This window comes from Actinomycetospora atypica (assembly GCF_042653685.1).
Lineage (GTDB): Bacteria > Actinomycetota > Actinomycetes > Mycobacteriales > Pseudonocardiaceae > Actinomycetospora > Actinomycetospora atypica.
The window spans coordinates 1-22706 of sequence record NZ_JBHSIV010000029.1 but is presented as its reverse complement, the minus strand read 5'-3'; the positions used below and the strand labels follow the sequence as shown (position 1 = coordinate 22706).

At 73.4% G+C, this 22706-nt stretch carries 22 protein-coding genes and 1 pseudogene; 7 read left to right on the top strand and 16 right to left on the bottom strand.

Annotated elements, in window-relative coordinates; all coding sequences use genetic code 11:
• Positions 1 to 70: 70 nt before the first annotated feature.
• Positions 71 to 961 (top strand): glucose-1-phosphate thymidylyltransferase RfbA, encoded by an 891-nt coding sequence (gene rfbA / locus ACFPBZ_RS22360; protein ID WP_378038322.1) that lies wholly within the window; start codon positions 71 to 73, stop codon positions 959 to 961.
• The gene (locus tag ACFPBZ_RS22355) at positions 961 to 1884 is read left to right on the top strand and encodes a polysaccharide deacetylase family protein (RefSeq protein ID WP_378038321.1); all 924 of its coding nucleotides are present in this window, start codon (positions 961 to 963) and stop codon (positions 1882 to 1884) included. The genes rfbA and ACFPBZ_RS22355 overlap by 1 nt, the downstream gene beginning before the upstream one ends.
• On the opposite strand, the gene ACFPBZ_RS22350 is transcribed toward ACFPBZ_RS22355, so the two are convergent.
• The 5 genes from ACFPBZ_RS22350 to ACFPBZ_RS22330 all read right to left on the bottom strand — a co-directional run bounded on the left by ACFPBZ_RS22350 (position 1881) and on the right by ACFPBZ_RS22330 (position 4888).
• Positions 1881 to 2333, bottom strand: coding sequence for an SRPBCC family protein (locus tag ACFPBZ_RS22350; RefSeq protein ID WP_378038320.1), 453 nt, complete (start codon positions 2331 to 2333; stop codon positions 1881 to 1883). The genes ACFPBZ_RS22355 and ACFPBZ_RS22350 overlap by 4 nt on opposite strands.
• 115 nt (positions 2334 to 2448) lie before the next feature.
• Positions 2449 to 2979, bottom strand: a complete 531-nt coding sequence (locus ACFPBZ_RS22345; protein WP_378038319.1) for an RNA 2'-phosphotransferase — start codon at positions 2977 to 2979, stop codon at positions 2449 to 2451.
• On the bottom strand, positions 2976 to 3374 hold the full coding sequence (locus ACFPBZ_RS22340; RefSeq protein ID WP_378038318.1) for an EVE domain-containing protein: 399 nt from the start codon (positions 3372 to 3374) through the stop codon (positions 2976 to 2978). The genes ACFPBZ_RS22345 and ACFPBZ_RS22340 overlap by 4 nt, the downstream gene beginning before the upstream one ends.
• The gene (locus ACFPBZ_RS22335) at positions 3371 to 4417 is read right to left on the bottom strand and encodes a glycoside hydrolase family 172 protein (protein ID WP_378038317.1); all 1047 of its coding nucleotides are present in this window, start codon (positions 4415 to 4417) and stop codon (positions 3371 to 3373) included. The genes ACFPBZ_RS22340 and ACFPBZ_RS22335 overlap by 4 nt, the downstream gene beginning before the upstream one ends.
• 42 nt (positions 4418 to 4459) lie before the next feature.
• Entirely contained in the window at positions 4460 to 4888 is a 429-nt protein-coding gene (locus ACFPBZ_RS22330) for a hypothetical protein (protein WP_378038316.1), read from the bottom strand.
• A gap of 250 nt (positions 4889 to 5138) precedes the next feature.
• Between ACFPBZ_RS22330 and ACFPBZ_RS22325 the strand changes: the two genes are divergently transcribed.
• Complete coding sequence (locus ACFPBZ_RS22325; protein ID WP_378038315.1) at positions 5139 to 5720, top strand: hypothetical protein; 582 nt, start codon at positions 5139 to 5141, stop codon at positions 5718 to 5720.
• A 9-nt stretch (positions 5721 to 5729) separates the two neighbouring features.
• Here ACFPBZ_RS22325 and ACFPBZ_RS22320 read toward each other — a convergent pair whose 3' ends face one another.
• The gene (locus ACFPBZ_RS22320) at positions 5730 to 6299 is read right to left on the bottom strand and encodes a PaaI family thioesterase (protein WP_378038314.1); all 570 of its coding nucleotides are present in this window, start codon (positions 6297 to 6299) and stop codon (positions 5730 to 5732) included.
• A gap of 27 nt (positions 6300 to 6326) precedes the next feature.
• On the opposite strand from ACFPBZ_RS22320, the gene ACFPBZ_RS22315 reads away from it, so the two are divergent.
• The 3 genes from ACFPBZ_RS22315 (at position 6327) to ACFPBZ_RS22305 (ending at position 10326) form a co-directional block, all read left to right on the top strand.
• Complete coding sequence (locus tag ACFPBZ_RS22315) at positions 6327 to 7181, top strand: enoyl-CoA hydratase-related protein (protein ID WP_378038376.1); 855 nt, start codon at positions 6327 to 6329, stop codon at positions 7179 to 7181.
• A gap of 134 nt (positions 7182 to 7315) precedes the next feature.
• Positions 7316 to 9235 (top strand): 2-oxoacid:acceptor oxidoreductase subunit alpha, encoded by a 1920-nt coding sequence (locus ACFPBZ_RS22310; protein WP_378038313.1) that lies wholly within the window; start codon positions 7316 to 7318, stop codon positions 9233 to 9235.
• Complete coding sequence (locus ACFPBZ_RS22305; protein ID WP_378038312.1) at positions 9232 to 10326, top strand: 2-oxoacid:ferredoxin oxidoreductase subunit beta; 1095 nt, start codon at positions 9232 to 9234, stop codon at positions 10324 to 10326. Before ACFPBZ_RS22310 ends, ACFPBZ_RS22305 begins: the two co-directional genes overlap by 4 nt.
• Before the next feature lie 61 nt (positions 10327 to 10387).
• On the opposite strand, the gene ACFPBZ_RS22300 is transcribed toward ACFPBZ_RS22305, so the two are convergent.
• Positions 10388 to 11296: a patatin-like phospholipase family protein gene (locus ACFPBZ_RS22300; RefSeq protein WP_378038311.1), complete on the bottom strand. Its 909-nt coding sequence runs from the start codon at positions 11294 to 11296 to the stop codon at positions 10388 to 10390.
• Between the two features lie 110 nt (positions 11297 to 11406).
• Between ACFPBZ_RS22300 and rarD the strand changes: the two genes are divergently transcribed.
• The gene (gene rarD, locus ACFPBZ_RS22295; protein ID WP_378038310.1) at positions 11407 to 12342 is read left to right on the top strand and encodes an EamA family transporter RarD; all 936 of its coding nucleotides are present in this window, start codon (positions 11407 to 11409) and stop codon (positions 12340 to 12342) included.
• Here rarD and ACFPBZ_RS22290 read toward each other — a convergent pair.
• The 9 genes and pseudogenes from ACFPBZ_RS22290 to ACFPBZ_RS22250 form a co-directional block, all read right to left on the bottom strand.
• Positions 12318 to 13367, bottom strand: a complete 1050-nt coding sequence (locus ACFPBZ_RS22290; RefSeq protein WP_378038309.1) for a polyprenyl synthetase family protein — start codon at positions 13365 to 13367, stop codon at positions 12318 to 12320. The two genes, rarD and ACFPBZ_RS22290, sit on opposite strands and share 25 nt — an antisense overlap.
• 4 nt (positions 13368 to 13371) lie before the next feature.
• Positions 13372 to 15015, bottom strand: coding sequence for an NADH-quinone oxidoreductase subunit NuoN (gene nuoN / locus ACFPBZ_RS22285; RefSeq protein ID WP_378038308.1), 1644 nt, complete (start codon positions 15013 to 15015; stop codon positions 13372 to 13374).
• Positions 15012 to 16670 (bottom strand): NADH-quinone oxidoreductase subunit M, encoded by a 1659-nt coding sequence (locus ACFPBZ_RS22280; protein WP_378038307.1) that lies wholly within the window; start codon positions 16668 to 16670, stop codon positions 15012 to 15014. The genes nuoN and ACFPBZ_RS22280 overlap by 4 nt, the downstream gene beginning before the upstream one ends.
• A complete protein-coding gene (gene nuoL, locus ACFPBZ_RS22275) occupies positions 16667 to 18691 on the bottom strand; it encodes an NADH-quinone oxidoreductase subunit L (RefSeq protein ID WP_378038306.1) in 2025 nt (674 codons plus the stop codon). The genes ACFPBZ_RS22280 and nuoL overlap by 4 nt, the downstream gene beginning before the upstream one ends.
• Positions 18692 to 18705: 14 nt before the next feature.
• Positions 18706 to 19005 (bottom strand): NADH-quinone oxidoreductase subunit NuoK, encoded by a 300-nt coding sequence (nuoK, locus tag ACFPBZ_RS22270; RefSeq protein WP_378038305.1) that lies wholly within the window; start codon positions 19003 to 19005, stop codon positions 18706 to 18708.
• Entirely contained in the window at positions 19002 to 19808 is an 807-nt protein-coding gene (locus ACFPBZ_RS22265; protein WP_378038304.1) for an NADH-quinone oxidoreductase subunit J, read from the bottom strand. Before ACFPBZ_RS22265 ends, nuoK begins: the two co-directional genes overlap by 4 nt.
• Positions 19805 to 20437 carry an NADH-quinone oxidoreductase subunit NuoI gene (gene nuoI, locus ACFPBZ_RS22260; protein ID WP_378038303.1) on the bottom strand — a complete coding sequence of 211 codons (633 nt, stop codon included), beginning with the start codon at positions 20435 to 20437 and terminating at the stop codon, positions 19805 to 19807. The genes ACFPBZ_RS22265 and nuoI overlap by 4 nt, the downstream gene beginning before the upstream one ends.
• Positions 20437 to 21762 (bottom strand): NADH-quinone oxidoreductase subunit NuoH, encoded by a 1326-nt coding sequence (gene nuoH, locus ACFPBZ_RS22255; RefSeq protein ID WP_378038302.1) that lies wholly within the window; start codon positions 21760 to 21762, stop codon positions 20437 to 20439. Before nuoH ends, nuoI begins: the two co-directional genes overlap by 1 nt.
• Positions 21759 to 22706: pseudogene (locus ACFPBZ_RS22250) on the bottom strand (NADH-quinone oxidoreductase subunit G); the annotation flags it as partial. The gene nuoH and the pseudogene ACFPBZ_RS22250, both read right to left, overlap by 4 nt.

Below are 22706 nucleotides of genomic sequence, written 5' to 3'. Positions count from 1 at the left end.
AAGGAGTGACCCCCGTGTCCGCCGTCTAGAGTCCGCCGCGACTGTCACCGACGGAGGGCTGGGACGAACGGTGAAGGGAATCGTGCTCGCGGGGGGCAGCGGCACCCGACTGCACCCGGTGACCCGGGCGGTCTCGAAACAGCTGCTGCCGGTCTACGACAAGCCGATGATCTACTACCCGATCTCGGTGCTCATGATCGCCGGCATCCGGGACATCCTGATCATCTCCACCCCGGTCGACCTGCCCGCCTTCGAGCGCCTGCTCGGCGACGGCTCCGAGCTCGGCGTCCGGTTCAGCTTCGCCGAGCAGGCCGAGCCCAACGGCCTGGCCGAGGCGTTCCTCATCGGCGCCGACCACGTCGGCGGCGACTCCGCCGCGCTGGTCCTGGGCGACAACATCTTCCACGGCCAGGGCTTCTCGACGATCCTGCAACGCGCGGTCGCGCAGGTGGAGGCCGACAAGGGCGCCACCCTGTTCGGCTACCCGGTCGTCGACCCCGAGCGCTACGGCGTCGGCGAGGCCGACGACTCGGGCCGGCTGGTCTCCATCGAGGAGAAGCCCGCGCAGCCGCGGTCGAACCGGGCGATCACCGGGCTCTACCTCTACGACAACGACGTGGTCTCCCTGGCCTCGCAGCTCACGCCCTCGGCGCGCGGCGAGCTCGAGATCACCGACCTCAACCTCGCCTACATGCACCGCGACCAGGCTCGCCTGATCGACCTGGGCCGCGGCTTCGCCTGGCTCGACACCGGCACCCACGACTCGCTGATCGAGGCCGGCCAGTACATCTCGGTGCTCGAGCACCGCCAGGGCGTGCGCATCGCCTGTCTCGAGGAGATCGCCCTGCGCGAGGGGTGGATCACCCCCGACCAGACCCTGGAGCTCGGGCGGGCCCAGGCCAAGTCCCGCTACGGCGAGTACGTCATGGACGTCGCCCGCCGCGCCGGCGCCACGGGCTAGTGGGGGAGCGCGACCTCGTCGGGCGTGCCCGCGAGGTGCCCCTGCAGCGGTGGCCCGACGGGTCGCTGGTGGCGGTCAACGTCGTCGTGAACGTCGAGGAGGGCGCCGAGGCGGCGTGGCCCGACGGCGAGGGCAACGACAGCTGGGGCGAGTACGCGCTGCCGATCGACCCGTCGATCCGCGACCTCGGGACCGAGGGGCACTACGAGTTCGGCTCCCGGGTGGGCATCTGGCGTCTCGTCCGGCTGGTCGAGCGGTTCGGTGTCCCCGTGACGTTCGGCGTCTGCGCGCGGGCGCTGGAGCGCAACCCGCCGTTCGCAGCGTGGCTGCGCGACAGCGACCACGACGTCCTCGGCCACGGGTACCGGTGGGCCGAGGTGACGCAGATGAGCGAGGACGAGGAGCGCGAGGACCTCGAGCACGCGATGCGGGTGCTGCCCGAGCTGGTCGGGCGGCCCGTGCGCGGCTGGTACGTGCGGTCGTTCCCCTCGGTGCGCACCCGCCGGCTCGCCGCCGCGCATCCCGACCTGAGCTACGACAGCGACTCGGTCAACGACGAGCTGCCCTACTGGACCGACGTCGACGGTGCCCCGTGGCTCGTCGTGCCGTACTCGAAGGTCCACAACGACACGCGCTACTTCCTGCCGCCCACCTACGCGACACCGCGGCACTTCACCGAGACGCTCACCGGCGCGGCGGCGTTCCTGCTCGACGAGGCCCGGCACGGCGCGGGCGCCCGCCTGATGACGGTGGGGCTGCACCCGCGGTGGAGCGGGCAGGCGGCGCGGGCGGCCGCGGTGCGCGACTTCCTCGCGTGGGTGGCCGGGCAGCCGGAGGTCACGCTGGTCCACCGGCAGCAGGTCGCCGACTGGTGGACCGAGCACGTGCCGCCGGGCGCGCGCCCGTCGTCCTCGACCTACTAGCCCTCGACGACGGCCTTGATGCGCCGCAGCGTCGTGCGCATGTTGACGCGGTTCGTGCGCCCGCGGGCCCAGCCGAACAGCGCCCAGTAGACGCGGGTGCCGACGCTCGAGGGCATCCGGAACGACTCGGTGACGTCGGTGCCGCGATCGGACGGCCGGAAGGCGTAGTGCCAGGTGTTCAGCACCTGACCCGCCCCGAGGACCTCGAAGCCGAACTCCCGGCCGGGCTCGCACGCGGTGATGCGGCAGGTGGACCAGTACGTGGGGCCGCGCCCGTTGCGCTTGACGTGCCCGCGGAAGCGGACGCCCACGGCCGGGCCGGTGGCGCCGTCGAGCCACTCGGCCTCGAAGGTCTCCTCGCTGTAGCGGTGGGTCTGCGTCACGTCGGCGACGAGCTCCCAGACCACCTCCGGGGCTGCTGCGACGTGCTCGGTCACCGCGTCCTGCATGGCCCCAGCCTCCCACGGCGGGCTCTAGCCTCGGGGCGGTGACGTCACCGCGCGCTGTACTCCCGGACCGCCGACACCGCGCACTTCCTCGCCGAGCAGCAGCGCCGGGCCGACGTCAGCGGCGGATGAACTCCGGCGGCACCGCGTCGGCGAGCCAGGTGTCCTCGTTGCCGTGGCGGAACACCACGCCCGCCGCGGCCGCCTCCGCCGCGGCCACGGTGAGCACGACGGGCCGCCCGCCGTGGCGGGCGCCCACCCGGTGCGCGGTCTCCGGGTCGCTGGAGAGATGGACGAACGCCCGCCCCATCGGCCGCAGCCCCTCGGCGGCGATCGCGTCCGCCGTCGCGGGCGCGGTGCCGTGGAAGAGCACCGCGGGAGGGTCGGCGACGGGCAGCTCGACCCGCCCGACGGAGTGGCCGTAGCGGGCGCGGATGCGGTCGCCGTCGAGCTCGTAGCGCTGCTTGCTCCCGTGCGCGACGACGTCCTCGACGTCGGCGCGGGTGATCGGGTGGCCCGGGGCGGACAGCCCGCGCAGGAGCGCGTCGAGCGGGGTCCAGCCCTCGTCGTCGAGGGTGATGCCGAGCCGCGCCGGGTCGTGGCGCAGGGCCCGCGACATGCGCTTCGACAGCCGGACCCGGTCGGTCACCGGGCCAGCTCCATCAGCCGCTCCCAGACCTCGTCGGGCACCGGCGCCCCGGTACGGACGAACGACGCGCGCAGCGCGGGCCACGTCGCGGTGACCGGGTCGGCCCGCAGGTCGGCCAGCGGCACCGGCGGGTCGAACCGCTCGACCACCTCGGCCTCGCAGTTCCACGGGCGGGCGGGGACGTCCTCGTGCACGGCGTCGGAGGTCACCCGGAGCAGGTAGGCGACGTCCTTGGCCCGGCGCGAGCGGTAGAGCACCGCGAGGTCGCCGCGCCGGGTGTCGCGGTGGCAGGCCCAGCGCATCCGCTCCGCGCCCGGGGCCAGCTTCGGGTGCTCGCCGCCGTCGTCGTCGAGGTAGCAGTCGGGGCCGACCACCCACACCCAGTGCCCCGTCACGGCCGGCGCTCCGCGACCGGGGCGAGCCCGAAGGGGACGTGCGGCTCGGCCTGGTACCAGTACGCCACCGACGACCAGTCGTCGCTGCGCCGGTTCGCGTGGCCGTGCTCGATCGTCACGCGGATGTCGCGCTCGAACACCACCGGGTCCTCCACGTGGAACCGGTAGAGCGACACCGGCCCGCGCCAGTTCCGGCCGCCCGCGAGCGTCACCCCGTGGTACGGCGCGGAGTAGGGCTGCGTCGGGCACCAGGCCGTGTTGACGTAGTCCTCGGTGCCGGTCCCGTGCAGGGTCGGGGGCCACCGGTCGCCGTCGATGAAGATCATGTCGTCGCCCTCGCCGTACCAGTTCCACCGTCGACGCCGCCGCGGGCGGACGTTGAGCACGCAGCCCACGTAGTGCCCGTGGCCCTGCGCCTCGAGGATCGTGTAGTTGTCGTCGCCGGTCAGGTTCGTCCCCCCGAACTGGTAGCGGGAGTTAAGGAGCCCTGGCCGCACGCCCCTCGTGCGTTCCCGACGCCACTGGGCGTGGAACCGCCCGACGTCGTCGCCGACGGTGTCGAGCTCCTCGTGGTCGACGTAGAAGTAGAGCCACACCTCCCCCGGCGCCTCGTTGAGCACCTCGATCCGGGCGCCCGCGGCGAACGGCATCGCGAACCAGCAGTTCATCGCCCGCCCGTCCTGGGGGCTCATCTGCAGCGGCGCCGACACGAAGTTCGTGGTGCGCCCGTGCCCGACCCCGAAGAAGTCCCCCAGCGGCACGGCCACGCTCGGGTCCTCCTCGCCGTCCCACCACATCCGCAGCGACAGCCGCCGCAGCAGCTCGGCCCGCCGCCGCCACGGTCCGGCGACCGTGATCCAGAGGTGCGTGACGACGCCCGCGCCCGCCACGTCGAGCAGCGTCACCGAGTCGCCCGGCGCCACGTGCGCGCGGTCGTCGTTGCCGCCGCTGCGGTCCCAGCTGGATTCCCGACGACGGCGGGTGCGGCGCAGGCGGGGGAGGTCGCGCAGGCTCGACCCGTGGGGGCCGTAGTCGACGGTCATGCCCGCTCGGTTCCCGCCCGGGCGCTCCGGGACGCGTGCGGATCAGCGCCGGCCCTCGTACGCCCGGCCCTCGTACGCCCGGCCCTCGTACCCCTGCGGCGGCACGGTGACGACCTGCACGCCCGGGCCGGCCACCCGGCGCTCCCGGTCGCGGTCGGCGGCGTGGCCGCGGGCCAGGGCGTAGGCCCCTCCCCCGGCCACGACCGCGATCCCCAGCCCGCCGAGGACCAGGGGCAGGGCGGAGCCGCCGTCGGCGGGGGCGGACGACCCGGCGTGCGACTCGTGGTGGCCCGACCCGTGCGACGGGGTCACCGGCGTGACCGGGTGGACCGGGATCACGGGCGTGACCGGGGTGACCGGGGTGACGGGGTCGACCGGCGCGGCGACCGCGGTGCCGGCGCCGACGCCGACGCCGGTGAGCGTGATGGCCGCAGCGGCGGCCAGCGAGGCGGCGAGACGGGTGACGTCCATGGCGTGCTCCCAGGAGGGCGGTGGTGTCGCGGGGAGCGCTCCGACCTGGGCGTTTCCCGTGCTGACGAGATCAGCATCGCGCCGGCGGCACCCCGGGAGGGTCGACCGACGGGACCGTCCTGCGGGGGACGCCGGTGTCCCCCGGCGGGGGGACGGGCGAGTCGTCGGGAACGGGGATGGAACCGATCGGCGCCCGCGGGACTCCAAGCCTGCGGACGCCGAGCGGTCGGCGGAGCTGGGAGGGGACGCGATGGGGACCGAGCACGGGACGGGGCGGCGGGCGGGGCGGCTGCGGGTCCGGGAGGTGCTCACCGTCCAGCTCCCGCCGCACCTGCTGCGGGCCGGGGAGCTGCCGCGCGTGGCGGTCGGCGGGACGCTCGAGGCCGCGCCCGCCCTGTGCGCCGGCCTGGTCGCCCCGATGCGCGACGAGGCGCGCGACTTCTTCGACGGCGACGAGCTCGGCACCGTCGTCGCCTGCGGCACCGTCATGCCGGCGCTGCTGCAGCACGGGAGCGGCGACCCGTGCCGGGTCGACGTGCTCGACACCGGCGGCCGGCTGCTCCCGCTCAACTGGGCCGGGACGGAGCCGCTCGACGGGCGGGTCTACGTCGAGGGCGGGCTGTACCTCGACGGAGAGCTCGCGCCCGGCACCGAGCACGGCGAGGCGATCGCCCTGTGCCGGCGGGCCTACCGGGTGGCGGCGGTGCGTCGCTACCGCCGGACCACCGACCGTCCGGCCGGTCCCGTCCCGCTGCGTCGCCTGCCCGCACCGGCCGAGGCCCACGACGACGCGGTGTTCGTGGTCGACCTCGTCGCCCCGGCCGGGCCGTGAGCGGGGGGGTCAGGAGCGCGCGGCGCGGATCTGCTCCGGGGACACCCCGAGCGCCTCGAGGTCCTCCGGGCGGCTGTTCTTCAGGAAGTGCTCCATCTCGACCTTGAGGAACAGCGCCTTCGCGGTGCCGACGACGGGGCCGTGCTCGTCGTCGAGGTGGGCGGTCCCGCTGACGTAGAGCTTGCGGCCCCTCCGGCCGTCGACCCGGCCGCGGAGCCACAGCGTCCGCCCGATCGGCATCGGGCGCCGGAAGTCGGTCTCCAGCCGGGCGGTCACGCACGGCCGGGTGACCAGCGCGACCACGGATCCGAGCACCTCGTCGAACGCCGAGGTCAGGAGACCGCCGTGCAGGAGGCCCGGCGCGCCCTGCTGGTCGGGGCGCAGCTCCATGCGGCTGGTGACCACCGCGGCGCCGGCCTCGTCGTCGGCGACCCAGGACGCGAGACGCAGCCCGTGCGGGATGTCGGCGCACCCGAAGCACACCGCGGAGTGCACCGGGAGGCGCTCGCCCACCGCGGGGGCCTTCTCGTGGCGCTCGGCGAGCGCCGCGTCGGCGGGGAGATCCAGGGACACGGCCATGAGCGCACGCTAACGCTCTTGGGCAGGATGGTCGGCGTGGCAAGCGACACCGAGGGGCCCACCGTCCATGTCGAGCACGTCGCACCGGAGGGTGGCCGCGACGACGGCGGGGTGACCGCCCTGCTGACCCTGCGCGACCCGAAGCGGCGCAACGCGATGAGCCGCGCGCTCTCCGACGCGCTCGTGGCCGTGCTCGAGCAGGTGCAGGCCGACGAGCGCGTGCACGCGGTCGTCGTCACGGGCGCCGCCGACCGCGGTCCGGCCTTCTGCGCGGGCGGCGACCTCGACGAGCTGGCCGCGGTGGGGCGCACCACGGGCGCCGACGGCGAGGAGGCCATCCGTGCCGTGTACGCGGGCTTCCTCGCGCTGGCCGCGTGCCCGCTGCCGACGATCGCCGCGGTCGACGGCCCGGCGGTCGGGGCCGGGATCAACATGGCCCTGGCCACGGACATCCGCCTGGCCGGCGACACCGCGCGCTTCGAGCCCGGTTTCCTGCGCCTCGGCATCCACCCCGGCGGCGGGATGACCTGGATGACGCAGCGGCTGGTGGGGCAGCAGACGACGATCGCGATGCTGCTGACCGGCGAGGCGATGGACGCCGAGGCCGCCGAGCGGGCCGGGCTGGTGCTGCGGCGCGTCCCCGGCGAGGTGCCCACGGAGCCGGGCACGCGCTCCCCCGTCGTCGCCGAGGCGCTGCGGATGGCCGGGGTCTCGGCGCGGGCGCCCCGCGACCTCGTCGTCACGACGAAGGCCAGCGTGCGCACCACCGCGGGCCTCACCGACCACGCGGAGGCCGTCTCGGTGGAGGTGGGCCCGCAGCTGGAGTCGCTGCGGTCGGCCGCCTTCCGCGACGCCCTCGAGCGGATGCGGCGGCGCTCGTGACCGCTTGTTCGGTCAAGTGATCTGTGACGACGACCGGGTGGGGCGTTGCCCTGATCGTCCCGGGGTTAGCGTGGAAGTAAACGTCGTGGGGTGCAGGCACCACGACTCGGAGCGGGAAGGGGCTGGATCGCTCGATGAGCACTGACACCGAGGTCGGGGCGGAGCTCCCCGGCCACCTGGTGGCCCACGGCGAGATCCGGCAGACCGAGGTCCGGCAGACCCACCGGGTGGTCATCCGCTTCGCCGGCGACTCCGGTGACGGCATGCAGCTCACGGGCGACCGGTTCACCTCCGAGGCCGCGTCGTTCGGCAACGACCTCGCGACGCTGCCGAACTTCCCCGCCGAGATCCGGGCCCCTGCCGGCACCCTGCCGGGTGTCTCGAGCTTCCAGCTGCACTTCGCCGACTACGACATCCTCACCCCGGGCGACCGGCCGGACGTGCTGGTCGCGATGAACCCGGCCGCGCTGATGGCGAACCTCAAGGACCTGCCCCACGGCGGGGTCCTCATCGTCAACACCGACGAGTTCACCAAGCGCAACCTCGCGAAGGTCGGCTACCAGTCGAACCCGATCGAGGACGACTCGCTGGAGCCCTACCAGGTCCACCGGGTGGCGATGGCGACGCTGACCCGCGCGGCGCTCGAGCCCACGGGGATGAGCAAGAAGGACGCCGAGCGCGCGAAGAACATGTTCGCGCTCGGGCTGCTGTCGTGGATGTACCACCGCGGCACCGACGCCACCGAGCAGTTCCTACGCGAGAAGTTCGCGAAGAAGCCCGACCTCGCCGAGGCCAACATCCTCGCGTTCCGCACCGGCTGGAACTACGGCGAGACCACCGAGTCGTTCGCCGTGACCTACGAGGTCGCCCCGGCCGCGCTGCCCACCGGCACCTACCGCCAGATCACCGGCAACCTCGCGCTCGCCTACGGCGTGGTCGCCGCGGGGCAGCTCTCGAAGCTCCCGGTGTTCCTCGGCACCTACCCGATCACCCCGGCCTCGGACGTCCTGCACGAGCTGTCCAAGCACAAGGGCATGGGCGTGACCACGTTCCAGGCCGAGGACGAGATCGCCGGCATCGGCGCGGCGCTGGGCGCCTCGTTCGGCGGCGCGCTGGGCGTGACCTCGACGTCGGGCCCGGGCGTGGCGCTGAAGTCCGAGACGATCGGGCTGGCGGTCACCCTCGAGCTGCCGCTGCTGATCCTCGACGTGCAGCGCGGCGGCCCCTCGACGGGCCTGCCGACCAAGACCGAGCAGGCCGACCTGCTGCAGGCGATGTACGGGCGCAACGGCGAGGCGCCGGTGCCGATCATCGCGCCGGCGTCGCCGAGCGAGTGCTTCGCCGTGGCGATCGAGGCCGCGAACATGGCCCTGAAGTACCGGACGCCGGTGTTCGTGCTCTCCGACGGCGCGATCGCCAACGGCTCCGAGCCGTGGGCCGTGCCCGACGTGAACGACCTGCCCGACCTCTCGGTCGAGTTCGCCACCGAGGTCAACTCCCCCGACGGCAGCGAGTTCTGGCCCTACCTGCGCGACGCCGACACCCTCGCCCGCCCGTGGGCGGTGCCGGGGACGCCGGGGCTCGAGCACCGTATCGGCGGCCTGGAGAAGGCCGACGGCCGCGGGTCGATCTCCTACGACCCCGACAACCACGACCGCATGGTCCGGCTGCGCCAGGCCAAGATCGACGGCATCGAGGTGGCCGACCTGGAGGTCGACGACCCGACCGGCGACGCCGAGGTCCTCGTCCTGGGCTGGGGCTCCACGTTCGGCCCGATCGGGGCGGCGTGCCGTCGCGTCCGCGCCGCCGGGCTCTCGGTGGCCCAGGCGCACCTGCGCAACCTCAACCCGATGCCGGCCAACCTCGGTGAGGTCCTCGGCCGGTACCAGCGCGTGATCGTCCCGGAGATGAACCTGGGGCAGCTCGCGATGCTGCTGCGGGCGCGCTTCCTCGTCGACGCGCGCTCCTACACCAAGGTGGCCGGACTCCCGTTCCAGGCCGAAGAGCTCGCCGGCGTCCTCACCGACGCCGTGAAGGGGGACCTTCCCGCATGACCGCCGTCGACCTCCCCTCCCCCCAGCTCGGGGGCCTCGACCTCGTCCCGACCACGGACGAGCCGCAGAAGGCCAAGGACTACACCTCCGACCAGGAGGTGCGCTGGTGCCCGGGCTGCGGCGACTACGCCGTGCTCGCCTCGGTGCGCTCATTCCTGCCCGAGCTCGGCCTCAAGCGCGAGAACATCGTGTTCGTGTCGGGCATCGGCTGCTCGAGCCGGTTCCCGTACTACCTCGACACCTACGGGATGCACTCGATCCACGGCCGCGCGCCCGCGATCGCGACGGGGCTCGCGGTCTCGCGCCCCGACCTGTCGGTGTGGGTGGTGACCGGGGACGGCGACGCGCTCTCGATCGGTGGCAACCACCTGATCCACGCGCTGCGCCGGAACATGAACATCACGATCCTGCTGTTCAACAACCGGATCTACGGGCTGACCAAGGGCCAGTACTCGCCGACCTCCGAGGTCGGCAAGGTCACCAAGTCGACCCCGATGGGCTCGATCGACGCCCCGTTCAACCCGATCTCGCTGGCCCTGGGCGCCGAGGCCACGTTCGTCGGCCGCGCGCTCGACTCCGACCGCAAGGGCCTCACCGAGGTCCTGCGCCAGGCCGCCGCCCACCGCGGCGCGTCGCTCGTCGAGATCTTCCAGGACTGCCCGATCTTCAACGACGGGTCCTTCGACGTGCTGCGCAAGGGCGACGACGTGGCCCAGCGCCTCATCCCGCTGGTCGACGGCGAGCCCATCCGGTTCGGCAACGACGGCGAGTACGGCGTGGTCCGCTCCGCCGCGGGCGGGCTCGAGGTGCGCCCGGTGGCCGAGGTCGGCGAGGACGCCCTCGTCACCCACGACGCCGGCGAGCAGGACCCGACGCAGGCGTTCGCGCTCTCGCGGCTGTCCGACCAGGACCTCACCCACACCGTGACCGGCGTGTTCCGCAGCGTGCAGCGCCCGACCTACGACGACGGTGCCCGGGCGCAGGTCGCCGCCGCCACCGAGCAGGCCCAGCAGCGCGGGGACACCCTGCAGGCCATGCTGATGGGCCGCGACACCTGGGCGATCATGCCGACGCCCGAGAACGAGGCCTGACCCGCCCGACCGCGACACCCACGAGGCCGGCTCCCCCACCGGGGAGCCGGCCTCGTGCCGTCTACGGCCCGAACTCGGCGGCCGCGACCGCCCGCCCCACCTCGACCGCCTCGTGCAGCGCGGTCTCGTCGGTCTCGAGCTGGCTCACGGCGCGGGTGCCGGCCGGCGGGCGCAGCGTGGCCACGGTGTCGGCGAAGCGGGTGGGGAGGTCGGCCTCGTCGGCGAGCTGGCGCGCGTAGCGGGTGCGCCACGCCTTCGCCGCCCCCGGCGCGGAGCGGATGAGCAGGGCGCGCGCCAGGAGGTCGCCGGAGCGCCAGGGCGGCTTGACCGGGTCGTCCTCGCGGCGGGTGCGCAGCAGCAGGACGTGGGTCATGCCCTGGTCGAGCGGGGTGCGGAACGGCAGCGTCTCGGCGAGAGCGGCGTCGAGGTAGCGGCGGCCGGCCAGCTCGACGGGGGCGCCGCCGAGGATCGGGAGGTGGGTCGACGCACGCACGGCGGTGCGGAGCGACTCGTCGTCGTGCACGAGCCCGCGCAGGTCCACCGACTCGCCGCTGTCGGCGTCGGTGGCGAGCGGGTGCAGCGGGGTGTCGGCGGCGCGGGCGGCCGCCCAGTCGAGCGGCACGATGTGCCGGTAGAGCTCGTCGACCACCCAGCGCATGTCCACCAGGGGCCGGCCGAGGAGCAGCCGCTTGACCCCGCACACGCGGTGCATGACGCCCGGGGCGTACCAGGCGGGGATCCCCGCGGCGCTGCCGCCGCTGACGAACCAGGCCCCGTTGACGGTGCCCGCCGACGCGCCGTAGACCGCGTCGAAGGCACCGGACAGGCCCGCCTCGGCCAGGCCCATCACCATCCCGCCCGAGAGCGTCGCCCGCGACCCGCCGCCCTCGATGGCGAGGGCGACCCGGTGGGGGTCGTCGCGGTCCCCGCGCTCGCGGCGGGCCCGGAGGATGTCGAGGACGGGGTGCACGCCCGAACCTTCGCGCACCACGGGCCTCCGGGTCACCCCGCGCGCGCGGGGGTGCCGCCGTCCGGCAGGTGGCAGGTGCATGGCCCACACACCCGTGATGGAGTCGCGGGGTGGCCGACACGCAGGATCCGACCGGGCGACCGGACCGCAGCGGGCTCGTCGCCGCGCTCGGCGCGTACGTGCTCTGGGGGACGTTCCCGGCGTTCTGGCCGCTGCTCGCGCCCGCCGGGTCGGTGGAGATCCTCGCCCACCGGATCGCGTGGACCCTCGTCGGGATGGCCGTGGTCCTCGGCGTCGCCCGCGGGTGGTCGCAGCTGCGCGGGCTGTCGTGGCGGACCTGGCTGACGATCATGGCCGCGTCCGTGCTGATCACGATCAACTGGGGCGTCTACATCTGGGGGGTCACGCACGGGCGGGTGGTGGAGAGCGCCCTCGGCTACTACGTGAACCCCCTGGTGTCGGTGGTGCTCGCCGTCGCCGTCCTCGGCGAGCGGCTGCGGCGCGCGCAGTGGGTGGCCGTCGGGATCGCGGCGCTGGCGGTCGCCGTGCTGTGGGCCGGCACGGGGGCCCTGCCGTGGATCGCGCTCGTGCTCGCCGCGAGCTTCGGGATCTACGGGCTGCTGAAGAAGCGCGTCCCCGTCGCCCCGGCGGCCGGGCTGACCGCGGAGGCCTTCCTGCTGGGCCCGATCGCGATCGGCTACCTGGTGTGGCTGCAGGCGACGGGGGTGGGGACGTTCGGCGACGGCACGGTCCACTCCCTGCTGCTGGTCGCCGCCGGGCCGGTCACCGCGATCCCGCTGCTGCTGTTCGCGTTCGGGGCCAAGCGGCTCCCGCTCGCGACGCTCGGCCTGCTGCAGTACGTGAACCCGACCCTGCAGTTCGCCTGGGGCGTGCTCGTCGACCACGAGCCGATGCCGCCCGCCCGCTGGATCGGGTTCGGGCTGGTGTGGGTCGCGCTGCTGGTGTTCGCCGGCGAGGGCTGGTGGGCGCGGCACACGAGGGTCCGGCCGACCGCCCCCGCTCAGCCGACGCGCTCCACGGTGTAGTCCAGCAGGGCCGCCAGCGCGTCGCGGGCCGGGCCCGCGGGCAGGCCCGCGAGCTCGGACCGGGCGGCCTCGGCGTGGGCGTCGAGGGCGGCGCGGGCCCGGTCGAGGCCGTCGGAGGCGCGCAGGATGTCGAGGGCCTCGCCGATCACCGCGTCGTCGGTGATCTCCTTCTCCCCCACCCCGAGGGCCCGCAGCCGCTCGGCCTCGGGCCCGGGGTCGGCGAGCGCGTAGAGCACCGGCAGGGTCGCGACGCCCTCGCGCAGGTCGGTGCCCGGGGTCTTGCCCGAGTCGCCCGACGGGGAGGCGATGTCGATGATGTCGTCGGAGACCTGGAAGGCCGTGCCGATGATCTCGCCGAACCGGCGCAGCGACTCCACGTGGTCGGGGCCGGCGCCCGCGAACATCGCCCCGAAGCGGCCGGCCGTCGCGATCAGCGATCCGGTCTTCTCGGCGATGACGGCCATGTAGTGCTCCACCGGGTCGTCGCCGCGCGCGCCACGGGTCTCGCGCATCTGGCCGGTGACGAGCTCGGCGAAGGTCTCGGCGATGATCCGCACCGCGTCGGGCCCGAGCTGGGACACCAGCCGCGAGGCGTGGGCGAACAGGTAGTCGCCGGTGAGGATCGCGACGGTGTTGTCCCAGCGGGCGTTGGCGCTCTGGGCGCCGCGGCGCATGACGGCCTCGTCCATGACGTCGTCGTGGTAGAGCGTCGCGAGGTGCACCAGCTCGACCGAGGTGGCCGCGACCACCACGTCCTCGCCGGTGGGGCCGACGGCGCCGCCACCCGCGTCCCCGGCGCCGAGCTGCCCGGCGAGCAGGGTGAGCAGGGGCCGGAACCGCTTCCCGCCGGCCTCGATGAGGTGCAGGGAGGTGTCGGCGACGAAGCGGTAGTCGCTGTGGACCTCCCGGCGGAGCAGGTCCTCGACCCGGTCGAGCCCGGCCGACACCTCGGCCGCCAGGGCGTCGTCACCGATGGGCAGGCCGGCCACCTGGGTGACCGCCACCGGCGGTCTCTGCGTGCTCACCCCCTCAGCCTAGGAACGGGCCGGCGCCCGCCCACTCCAGGGCGGCCGTCGGCAGCACGCCGAGCAGCAGGGTGACCGCGACGCCCAGGGTGATCGCCACCGTCGTCATCGGCCCGGGCAGGGTGACGGTCGGGCCCTGCGGGTCGGGCTCGGAGAAGTACATGAGCACGATCACGCGCAGGTAGAAGAACGCCGCGATCGCGCTGCAGACCAGCCCGACGATGACGAGCGGCGCCATCCCGTCGGCCAGGCCGGCCGAGAACACCGCGAACTTCGCGGTGAACCCGCTGGTCAGCGGCACGCCGGCGAGGGCGAGCAGGGAGAACGAGAGTGCCGCGGCCACCACCGGCGAGCGGGTCGCGAGCCCGGCGTAGGCCGAGAGGTGCCCGGCCTCGCCCTCGGCGGTGCGCACCAGCGAGACCAGGCCGAGGATCGCGATCGTCGTGAACCCGTAGGCCAGCAGGTAGAACAGCGTCCCGGACAGCCCGGCCGGGGTGATCGCGAGGCAGCCGATCAGCAGGAAGCCCGCGTGGGCCACCGAGGAGTAGGCCACCATCCGCTTGAGATCGGTCTGGGTGAGACCGAACACCGTGCCGATGACCATCGAGGCGATCGCCACGGCCCACAGCACCCCGCGCCACTCGAGCGTCGTGGTGCCGAAGGCGACGGAGAACACCCGCAGGATCGCGCCGAAGGCCGCGACCTTGGTGCAGGCGGCCATGAACGCGGTCACCGGGGTGGGCGCGCCCTGGTAGACATCCGGGGTCCAGGTGTGGAACGGGCCGACCGAGGCCTTGAACATCAGCCCGACGACGAGGAGCGCGAGCCCGGCGAACAGCAGCGTGTCCGAGCTCAGCGACCCGGCGGCGGACGCGGAGATGTCCGAGAGACGCACCGAGCCGGAGTAGCCGTAGAGCAGGGCCACGCCGTAGAGGAAGAACGCCGAGGCGAAGGCGCCCAGCAGGAAGTACTTGACCGCCGACTCCTGGGAGAGGAGCCGCCGGCGCCGGGCGAGACCGCACAGCAGGTAGAGCGGCAGGCTCAGCACCTCGAGCGCGACGAACATCGTCAGCAGGTCGTTGGCCGCGCAGAACGCGAGCATCCCGCCGAGCGCGAAGAGCACGAACGCGAAGATCTCGGTGTGCATCGCGGGCGGCTCGTCGCCGCCGGTGGGTGCGCGCCGGGCGGCGACGCCGCCGCTCCCGGAGCCCGTCGATCCCGACGACCGCCGCGAACCGGCGAGCGCCCGCTCCTGCGCCTCGGCGAGGGCCTCGGGGTCGGCGACGAACACGCCGCCCGGCTCGATCGAGCGGTCGGCGAGCATGAGGACCGACGGGATCGCCAGCGCGAGCAGGGTGCCCCAGAGGAACAGGCTCGGGGCGTCGACCGAGAGCGACCCGGCCAGCACCACCGTCGCCGGGGCGTCGCCCGTGGCGCGCACGATGACCGTCACCAGCGCCACCGCGATGACGGCGAGGGTGAACGTCACCTGCACCCGGGGGCGGCTCGCCCGCGGCAGGACGGCCTCGAGGAGCACCGACACGCAGGCGCCGCCGAGGACGATCAGCAGCGGGGCCAGGGCCCCGTAGTCGACGCCGATCGCTTCCGAGAAAGAGGCTTGATCAGCGAAGGACGTCGTCAGACTCATCGTGCGACTCCGTTCGGGCCGACCGGGTCGGGCACGCCGACCTCGCTCATGGTGGCGGTGACCGCCGGGTTGATCACGTCGAGCAGGGGCTGCGGGAAGAACCCGAGCAGGAACACCAGCAGCACGAGCGGGGCGAGCACCCCGATCTCCCGGCCGGTGAGGTCGCCGAAGCGCGCCTTCGCGGTCGTCGTGCCGTCGGGCGGGTCGAGGACGTCGGCGAACCCGGGTCCGCCGGCCAGCGCCGCCTTCGCCGCCGCGCCCGGGCCGCCGCCGACGACGGCCTCGCCGCGCAGCGGGCCGGTCATCGTGCGCTGGTAGACCCAGAGCACGTAGAGCGCGGCGAAGATGATCCCGACCGTCGCGATCACCGTGTAGACCGGCTCGCGCGGCCAGGAGCCGAGGAGCACCAGGAACTCCGAGACGAACGAGTTGGTGCCCGGCAGCGAGAGCGTCGTCAGGCCGGCCAGCAGGAACAGCCCGGAGAGCACCGGGGCGATCCGCCCGACGCCGCCGTAGTCGGCGATCCGGGAGGACCCGCCGCGCGCGGCGAGCATGCCGACGACGAGGAAGAGCATCGCCGTCGAGATGCCGTGGTTGACCATGTAGAGCGCCGAGCCCGCGACCGACTGCTGCGAGAACGCGAAGATCCCCAGGCCGATGAACCCGAAGTGGGCGATCGAGGTGTAGGAGACGAAGCGCTTCATGTCGGTCTGCATGGCGGCGAGCAGCGCCCCGTAGAGCACGCCGATCACCGAGAGGACCAGCACCAGGGGCGCGAGGGTCTGCGAGGCCAGCGGGAACAGCGGCAGGCAGTAGCGCAGGAAACCGAAGACGCCGACCTTGTCGAGGACGCCGACGAGGATGACGCCGCCGCCGATCGGGGCCTGGGCACCGGCGTCGGGCAGCCACGTGTGCAGCGGCACGAGCGGCGCCTTGATGGCGAAGGCCGCGAAGAACCCGAGGAAGAGGTAGATCTGCGTCGACAGTGGGAGCTGCGCGGCGAGGCGCTGCAGCTCGGCCCAGTCGAACGTGGCCTGCCCCAGCCGCGTGCCGCTCGCGACGTAGATCCCGATCACCGAGCCGAGCATGATCAGCCCGCCGAGGAACGAGTACAGGAAGAACTTCACGGCCGCGTACTGGCGCCGGGCTCCGCCGAAGCGCCCGATGATGAAGTACATCGGGACGAGCATGACCTCGAACATCACGTAGAAGAGGAAGACGTCGGTCGCGGCGAACAGCGCGACCAGGACGCCCTGCAGCGCGAGCATCAGCGCGACGAAGCCACCGGCACCGCGCGGCTCGCCCCGGGGACCGTCGGGGAAGCGCTCCGCGGCGCGCGTGAACGCGGTGTAGGCGATGACGATCGGGACCAGCACCGCGAGCAGCCCGATCATCGCGAGCGCGATGCCGTCGAGGCCCAGGGAGAACGAGACCCCGAACGCCGGGATCCAGGACACCGACAGCTCGCCCTGGAACCGGGTCGGCGCGGCCGGGTCGAACATCGCGAAGACGACCGCGACGCCCACGAGCTCGACGAGGGCGACGACGAAGCCGGTGACGCTCGCGAGGTGGTCGCGCTCCGACTTCACCAGGGCCCCGGAGACGGCCGCCCCGAGCAGGGGCAGCAGGACGAGGACCAGCACGAGGGTGCTCACGGGATGGTCACCGCCAGCAGCGCCGCGACCAGCACGAGGGAGCCTCCCAGCATCGTCAGCGCGTAGGAGCGCACGAATCCGGTCTGGGTGCGGCGGGCCCGGCCCGACGCACCGCCCAGGAGCGCGGCGGTGCCGTTGACGGCTCCGTCGACGCCCCGGTTGTCGAGGTAGACCAGCGCGCGGGAGAGCCAGATGCCCGGCCGCGCGACGAGTCCCTCGTTGATCGCGTTGGCGTAGAGGTCCGCGCGGGCGGCCCGCACGGGCAGCGACACCCGCTCGGGCCGCTCGACCGGCACGGGGCGGCGGCCGACCGTCAGGTAGGCGATCCCGGCGCCGAGGAGCATGAGGACCGAGGCGATGCCGGGGACGAGCCCCGTCGGGATCACCGCCTCCTCGACCTCGCGGACCGGGCCGATCGCCGGCTCGAGCCAGCCGCCGAGGCGCTCCCCGGTGACGAGGAACGCGCCGGCGCCCACCGAGCCGATCGCGAGCACGATCATCGGCACCGTCATCGACGCCGGCGACTCGTGCGGGTGGTAGCCCGCGCCGTGGCCCGGCTCCGGGTGCTGCGGCGCCGCCTCGCTCTCGGCCGACGGGTCCCACGGCGCGGAGCGCGGCGTGAGGCTCCGCCAGCGCTCGGGGCCGAAGAAGGTCATCAGCATGAGGCGGGTCATGTAGAAGGCCGTCAGCCCCGCCGCGAGCAGCGCTGCGCCGCCGAGGATCCAGCCGCGCTCCGGCGGGCCCCCGAGGGCGGCCTCGATGATGAGGTCCTTCGAGTAGAAGCCCGACAGGAACGGGAAGCCGATGAGGGCCAGGTAGCCGAGGGTGAAGGTCGCGAAGGTGACCGGCATGTGGCGCCAGAGCCCTCCGAAGCGGCGCATGTCGGTCTCGTCGGCCATCCCGTGCATCACCGAGCCGGCCCCGAGGAAGAGCCCGGCCTTGAAGAAGCCGTGGGTGAGCAGGTGGGCCAGGCCGGCCGCGTAGCCGATCGGCCCGAGCCCCACCGCCAGCATCATGTAGCCGATCTGGCTGACCGTGGAGTAGGCGAGGACCTTCTTGATGTCGTCGTAGGCGCAGCCGACGATCGCGCCGATCAGCAGCGTGATCGCGCCGACGATCGTGACGACCAGCTGGCCGGTCGGCGTGAGGTCGTAGATCGGGTGCGACCGGGCGACCAGGTACACGCCGGCGGTGACCATCGTGGCGGCGTGGATGAGCGCCGACACCGGGGTCGGGCCCTCCATGGCGTCGGGCAGCCAGGCCTGCAGCGGGAACTGGCCCGACTTGCCGCAGGCGCCGAGCAGGAGCAGCAGCGCGACCGCGGTGAGGGCGCCGGGCGAGAGCTCCCCGGCGCGCTCGAACACCTCCGTGTACTGCGTGGTGCCGAGCTGGGCGAACAGGATGAAGATCGCGAGCGCCAGGCCGACGTCGCCGACCCGGTTCATCAGGAACGCCTTCTTCGCCGCCGACGCGGCCAGCGGGCGCTGCACGTAGAACCCGATGAGCAGGTACGACGCGAGGCCGACGCCCTCCCACCCGAGATAGAGGGTGAGGAAACCGTTGCCGAGGACCAGCACGAGCATCGACGCGACGAACAGGTTGAGCATCGCGAAGAACTTGCGCCGGTTCTCGTCGTGGGCCATGTAGCCCACCGAGTAGATGTGGATCAGCGACCCGACCCCGGTGATCAGCAGGACGAACGTCAGCGACAGCGGGTCGAGGCGCAGCCCGAACTCCACCGAGAGCGCGCCCGAGGCGAACCACTCGTAGAGCCCGAGCTCCCGCACGCGCTCCTCCCCGGGCTCCGCGAGCGCCGAGATGAAGAGCGTCAGGCCGTAGACGAACGACAGCACCACCGTCGCGGTGCCGAGCAGGTGACCCCAGCGGTCGGTGCGCCGGCCGCCGAGGAAGAGCACGGCGGCACCGAGCGCGGGGAGCGCGACCAGGAGCCAGGCCGCACTCCCGGCGCCGGTCGCGGGGCCCACGGGCGGCAGCTGTTCCGCTGCCTGCAGGGCGAGCATCGAGGGAGCTCCCGTCAGTACTTGAGGAGGTTCGCGTCGTCGACCGAGGCGGTCCGGCGCGTGCGGAAGATGGCCATGATGATCGAGAGGCCGACGACGACCTCGGCCGCGGCGACGACCATGACGAAGAACGCCATGACCTGGCCGTCGAGCGAGCCGTGCAGGCGCGCGAAGGTGACCAGCGAGAGGTTCACCGCGTTGAGCATCAGCTCGACGCACATGAACACGACGATGGCGTTGCGCCGCACCAGCACCCCGACGGTGCCGACGGCGAAGAGCAGCGCCGAGAGCAGCAGGTAGTTCGTGGGGCTCACGTCTGGCTCCCCTGCACGTCGTGGGCGCGGTCGCCGCCGTGGGAGTGCGCCGACGTGTCGTGGTCGTCGCCGGCGTGGGCGAGTTCGGTCTGGTGCCCGAGCCGCTCGCGCGCGGTGGCCTCGATGATCCGCGAGAGCGACTCCGGGGCCACCGAGCCGTCGGGCAGCAGCGCGGGCGTGGCCACCGAGTCGCCGGTGGCGAAGACGCCCGGGCCGGAGCGCGAGCCGAACTTGGCCAGCGGTCCCTGCAGGCGTTCGGTGACCCGCTCGCGCTGGGTGATCGCCTTGGACTTGGTCCGGCCGGCGAAGGTGTAGACCATCGCGCCGACCGCCCCGGTGATGATCAGCGCCGAGGTGAGCTCGAAGGCGAGCAGGTAGCGCTGGAAGATCAGCAGGCCGAGGCCGCCGATGTTCGACGCCGGCGTGGGCCCACCCGTCAGCGGCACGGTGACCGACTGCGCGACCGCCCCGACCATCAGCCCGGCGAGGCCGATCCCGAGGACCGCCGCGGCGACCCGCTGCCCGCGCAGCACCTCGACCACCGAGTCGGACGCGTCGCGGCCGACCATCATCAGCACGAAGACGAACAGCATCATGATCGCGCCGGTGTAGACGATGATCTGGGTGAAGCCGAGGAACGGCGCCGACTGCACCATGTAGAGGAAGCCGAGCGAGAGCATCGTCAGCACCAGCCACAGCGCCGAGTGCACGGCGTTGCGGGAGAACACCATCCCGAGGCCGCCGGCCAGGGCCACCGGGCCGAGGATCCAGAACCCGATGGCCTCGCCGATCGTCGTGGTCATCGCCCCGTCCCCCCGTGCGCGGTCTCCGAGGCCTTCCCGACGATCGCCGCGCCCGGCAGCTCGTTGGCGCCGGCCCGGTTGTCGGTGTCGAGGTCGTGCTCGCCGGCCTGGTCGCGGCCGAGCCGGGCCATCTCCGGGCCCTGCACGTAGTAGTCCTGCTCGTTCTCGCCGAGCCGCATGGGGTGCGGCGGCTGCTCCATGCCCGGCAGCAGCGGGGCGAGGAGCATGTCCTTGGTGTAGATCAGGCGCTGGCGGTCGTCGTCGGCGAGCTCGTACTCGTTGGTCATCGTGAGCGAGCGCGTCGGGCACGCCTCGATGCAGAGCCCGCAGCCGATGCAGCGCAGGTAGTTGATCTGGTAGATCGAGCCGTAGCGCTCCCCCGGCGAGAACCGCGCGTCCTCGGTGTTGTCGCCGCCCTCGACGTAGATGGCGTCGGCCGGGCAGGCCCAGGCGCAGAGCTCGCAGCCCACGCACTTCTCGAGCCCGTCGGGATGCCGGTTGAGCTGGTGGCGGCCGTGGTAGCGCGGCGCCGTCACCTTCTTGACCAGCGGGTACTCCTCGGTGACGACCTTCTTGAACATCGTCGCGAAGGTGACACCGAAGCCCGCGATGCCGTCGAACATGCCCATCAGGCGTCTCCTTCCGTGCGGTCGCCCGAGCCGACGGCCGCCTTCTCCCGCGTCGGCGGCGCCGCGCGCCGTCGTCGGGGTGGGCTCGTCGGCACGGTCAGGTCGAGGGGGGGCACGGGGTAGTCGGAGACCACCACCGGCTCGTCGGGGGCCTCGTCCTGCGACGCCCGGTCGGGCAGGAGCACCGCGACCACGACCGCGACGACGAGCACCACCGCGCCGATGAGCAGGACCACCGGCGCCGAGAGCGTGCCGTACTCGGTGCGCAGCACCCGCAGCGTCGAGACCGCGAGGATCCAGACGAGGCTCACCGGGATGAGGATCTTCCAGCCCAGGCGCATGAACTGGTCGTAGCGCTGGCGGGGCAGCGTCCCGCGCAGCCAGATGAAGACGAACAGGAACACGAACATCTTCGAGATGAACCAGACGACCGGCAGCCAGCCCGAGTTGACCCCAGGAATCAGCGACAGCGGCCACGGCGCCATCCAGCCGCCGAGGAACAGCGTCGTGGCGACCGCGGAGAGGGTCACCATGTTGACGTACTCGGCGAGGAAGAAGAGCGCGAACTTCAGCGACGAGTACTCGGTGTGGAAGCCGCCCACCAGCTCCGACTCGGCCTCGGGGAGGTCGAACGGGGCGCGGTTGGTCTCGCCGACCATCGAGATCGCGAAGACCACGAAGCTCACCGGCAGCAGCCAGATGTACCAGCCGTTCTGCTGCGCGGACACGATGTCGGCGGTCGAGAGCGACCCGGCGTAGAGGACGACACCGATGATGGCGAGGCCGAGGGCGAGCTCGTAGGAGATGACCTGGGCGGCGCTGCGCAGCGACCCCAGCAGCGGGTACGGCGAGCCGGAGGCCCAGCCCGCCAGGACGATGCCGTAGACGCCGACCGACGAGCACGCCAGCACGACGAGGATGCCCACCGGCAGGTCCGCGACCTGCAGCGCGGTGTGGTTGCCGAAGATCGAGACCTCGGGGCCGAGCGGGATCACCGCGAAGGCCACGAACGCCGGGATCGTCGAGAGCACCGGGGCGATGAAGAAGACGAACTTGTCGGCGAGGACCGGCCGGATGTCCTCCTTGAAGGCGAGCTTCAGCCCGTCGGCCAGCGACTGGAGCAGACCGAACGGCCCGTTCCAGTTCGGGCCGGGGCGCTGCTGCATGCGCCCGACGACCTTGCGCTCCAGCCAGATCATGAACAGCGTCATGAAGATCAGCAGCCCGAAGACCGCGATGACCTTGACGATCGTCAGCCAGAGCGGGTCGTCGGCGAGCAGCGCCTGGGTGTACCCGGGGGTCCCGGGCGGGGGCAGCGGGTTCACAGGGCCTCTCCAGGCTGGTGCGGGGCCTCTCCGGTGCCGTGCGGGCCGACGTGCACGGGGGCGCCGTGGCGCAGACCGAGCCCGGCGAGGGTGACGACGCCGCCGGCCACCGGCACGTGCGACGGCGCCCAGACGACGTCCTCGGGCAGGTCGGCGAGCTCGACCACGAGGTCGAGCGCGGCGCCGATCCGGGCGGGCTCGCCCGCGGTGAGCCCGAGCCGCTCGGCGGTGGCCGGGGCCACCCGCAGGCGGGCGGGCCGGGCGGTGCCGGGCAGGTCGTTCTCCTCGGCGAGCAGCGAGCCGCCGTCGAGCAGCTGGCGCCAGGTGGCGAGCCGCACCCCGGGGGCCGGGTCGAACGTCCCGCCGGCGGCGCGGGTGGCCGGGGTCGACGGGGTCACCGCCGCGGTGCCCAGCTCGGCGAGCTCGGCCGCGGCGGCCTGCGGGGTCTGGGTGAACAGGTCGACGTCCATCTCGACGGCGAGCGAGTCGAGCACCCGGCAGTCGGGCAGCGTGACCGCGGCCGTCCCGCCGACGCGACCGGAGCCGCCCTGACCGGGGTCGATGGTCGTCGTGAAGGGCCGGTCGCGGCCCTCCCAGTTGCGGTAGGTGCCGCTGCGGTTGACCGCCGGGGCCACCGGCAGCACCACGTCGGCGTGCTCGCTGACCTCGGTGAACACCTGCTCCAGCGAGATGACGACGTCGGCCTCGGCGAGGGCCGCGCGGGCCAGCGCCGGGTCGGGCAGGTCGGCGGGGTCGACGCCCCCGACGACGAGGCCGGCCAGCTCGCCCGTCGCGGCGGCGCGCAGCATCGCGGTGACGTCGCGGCCCGGGGTCTCCGGCAGCGCCGGCACGCCCCACACCTCGGCGACGGCGGTGCGGGCGTCCGCGTCGTCGACCCGGCGGGCGCCGGGCAGCAGCGAGGGCAGGGCCCCCGCGTCGACGCC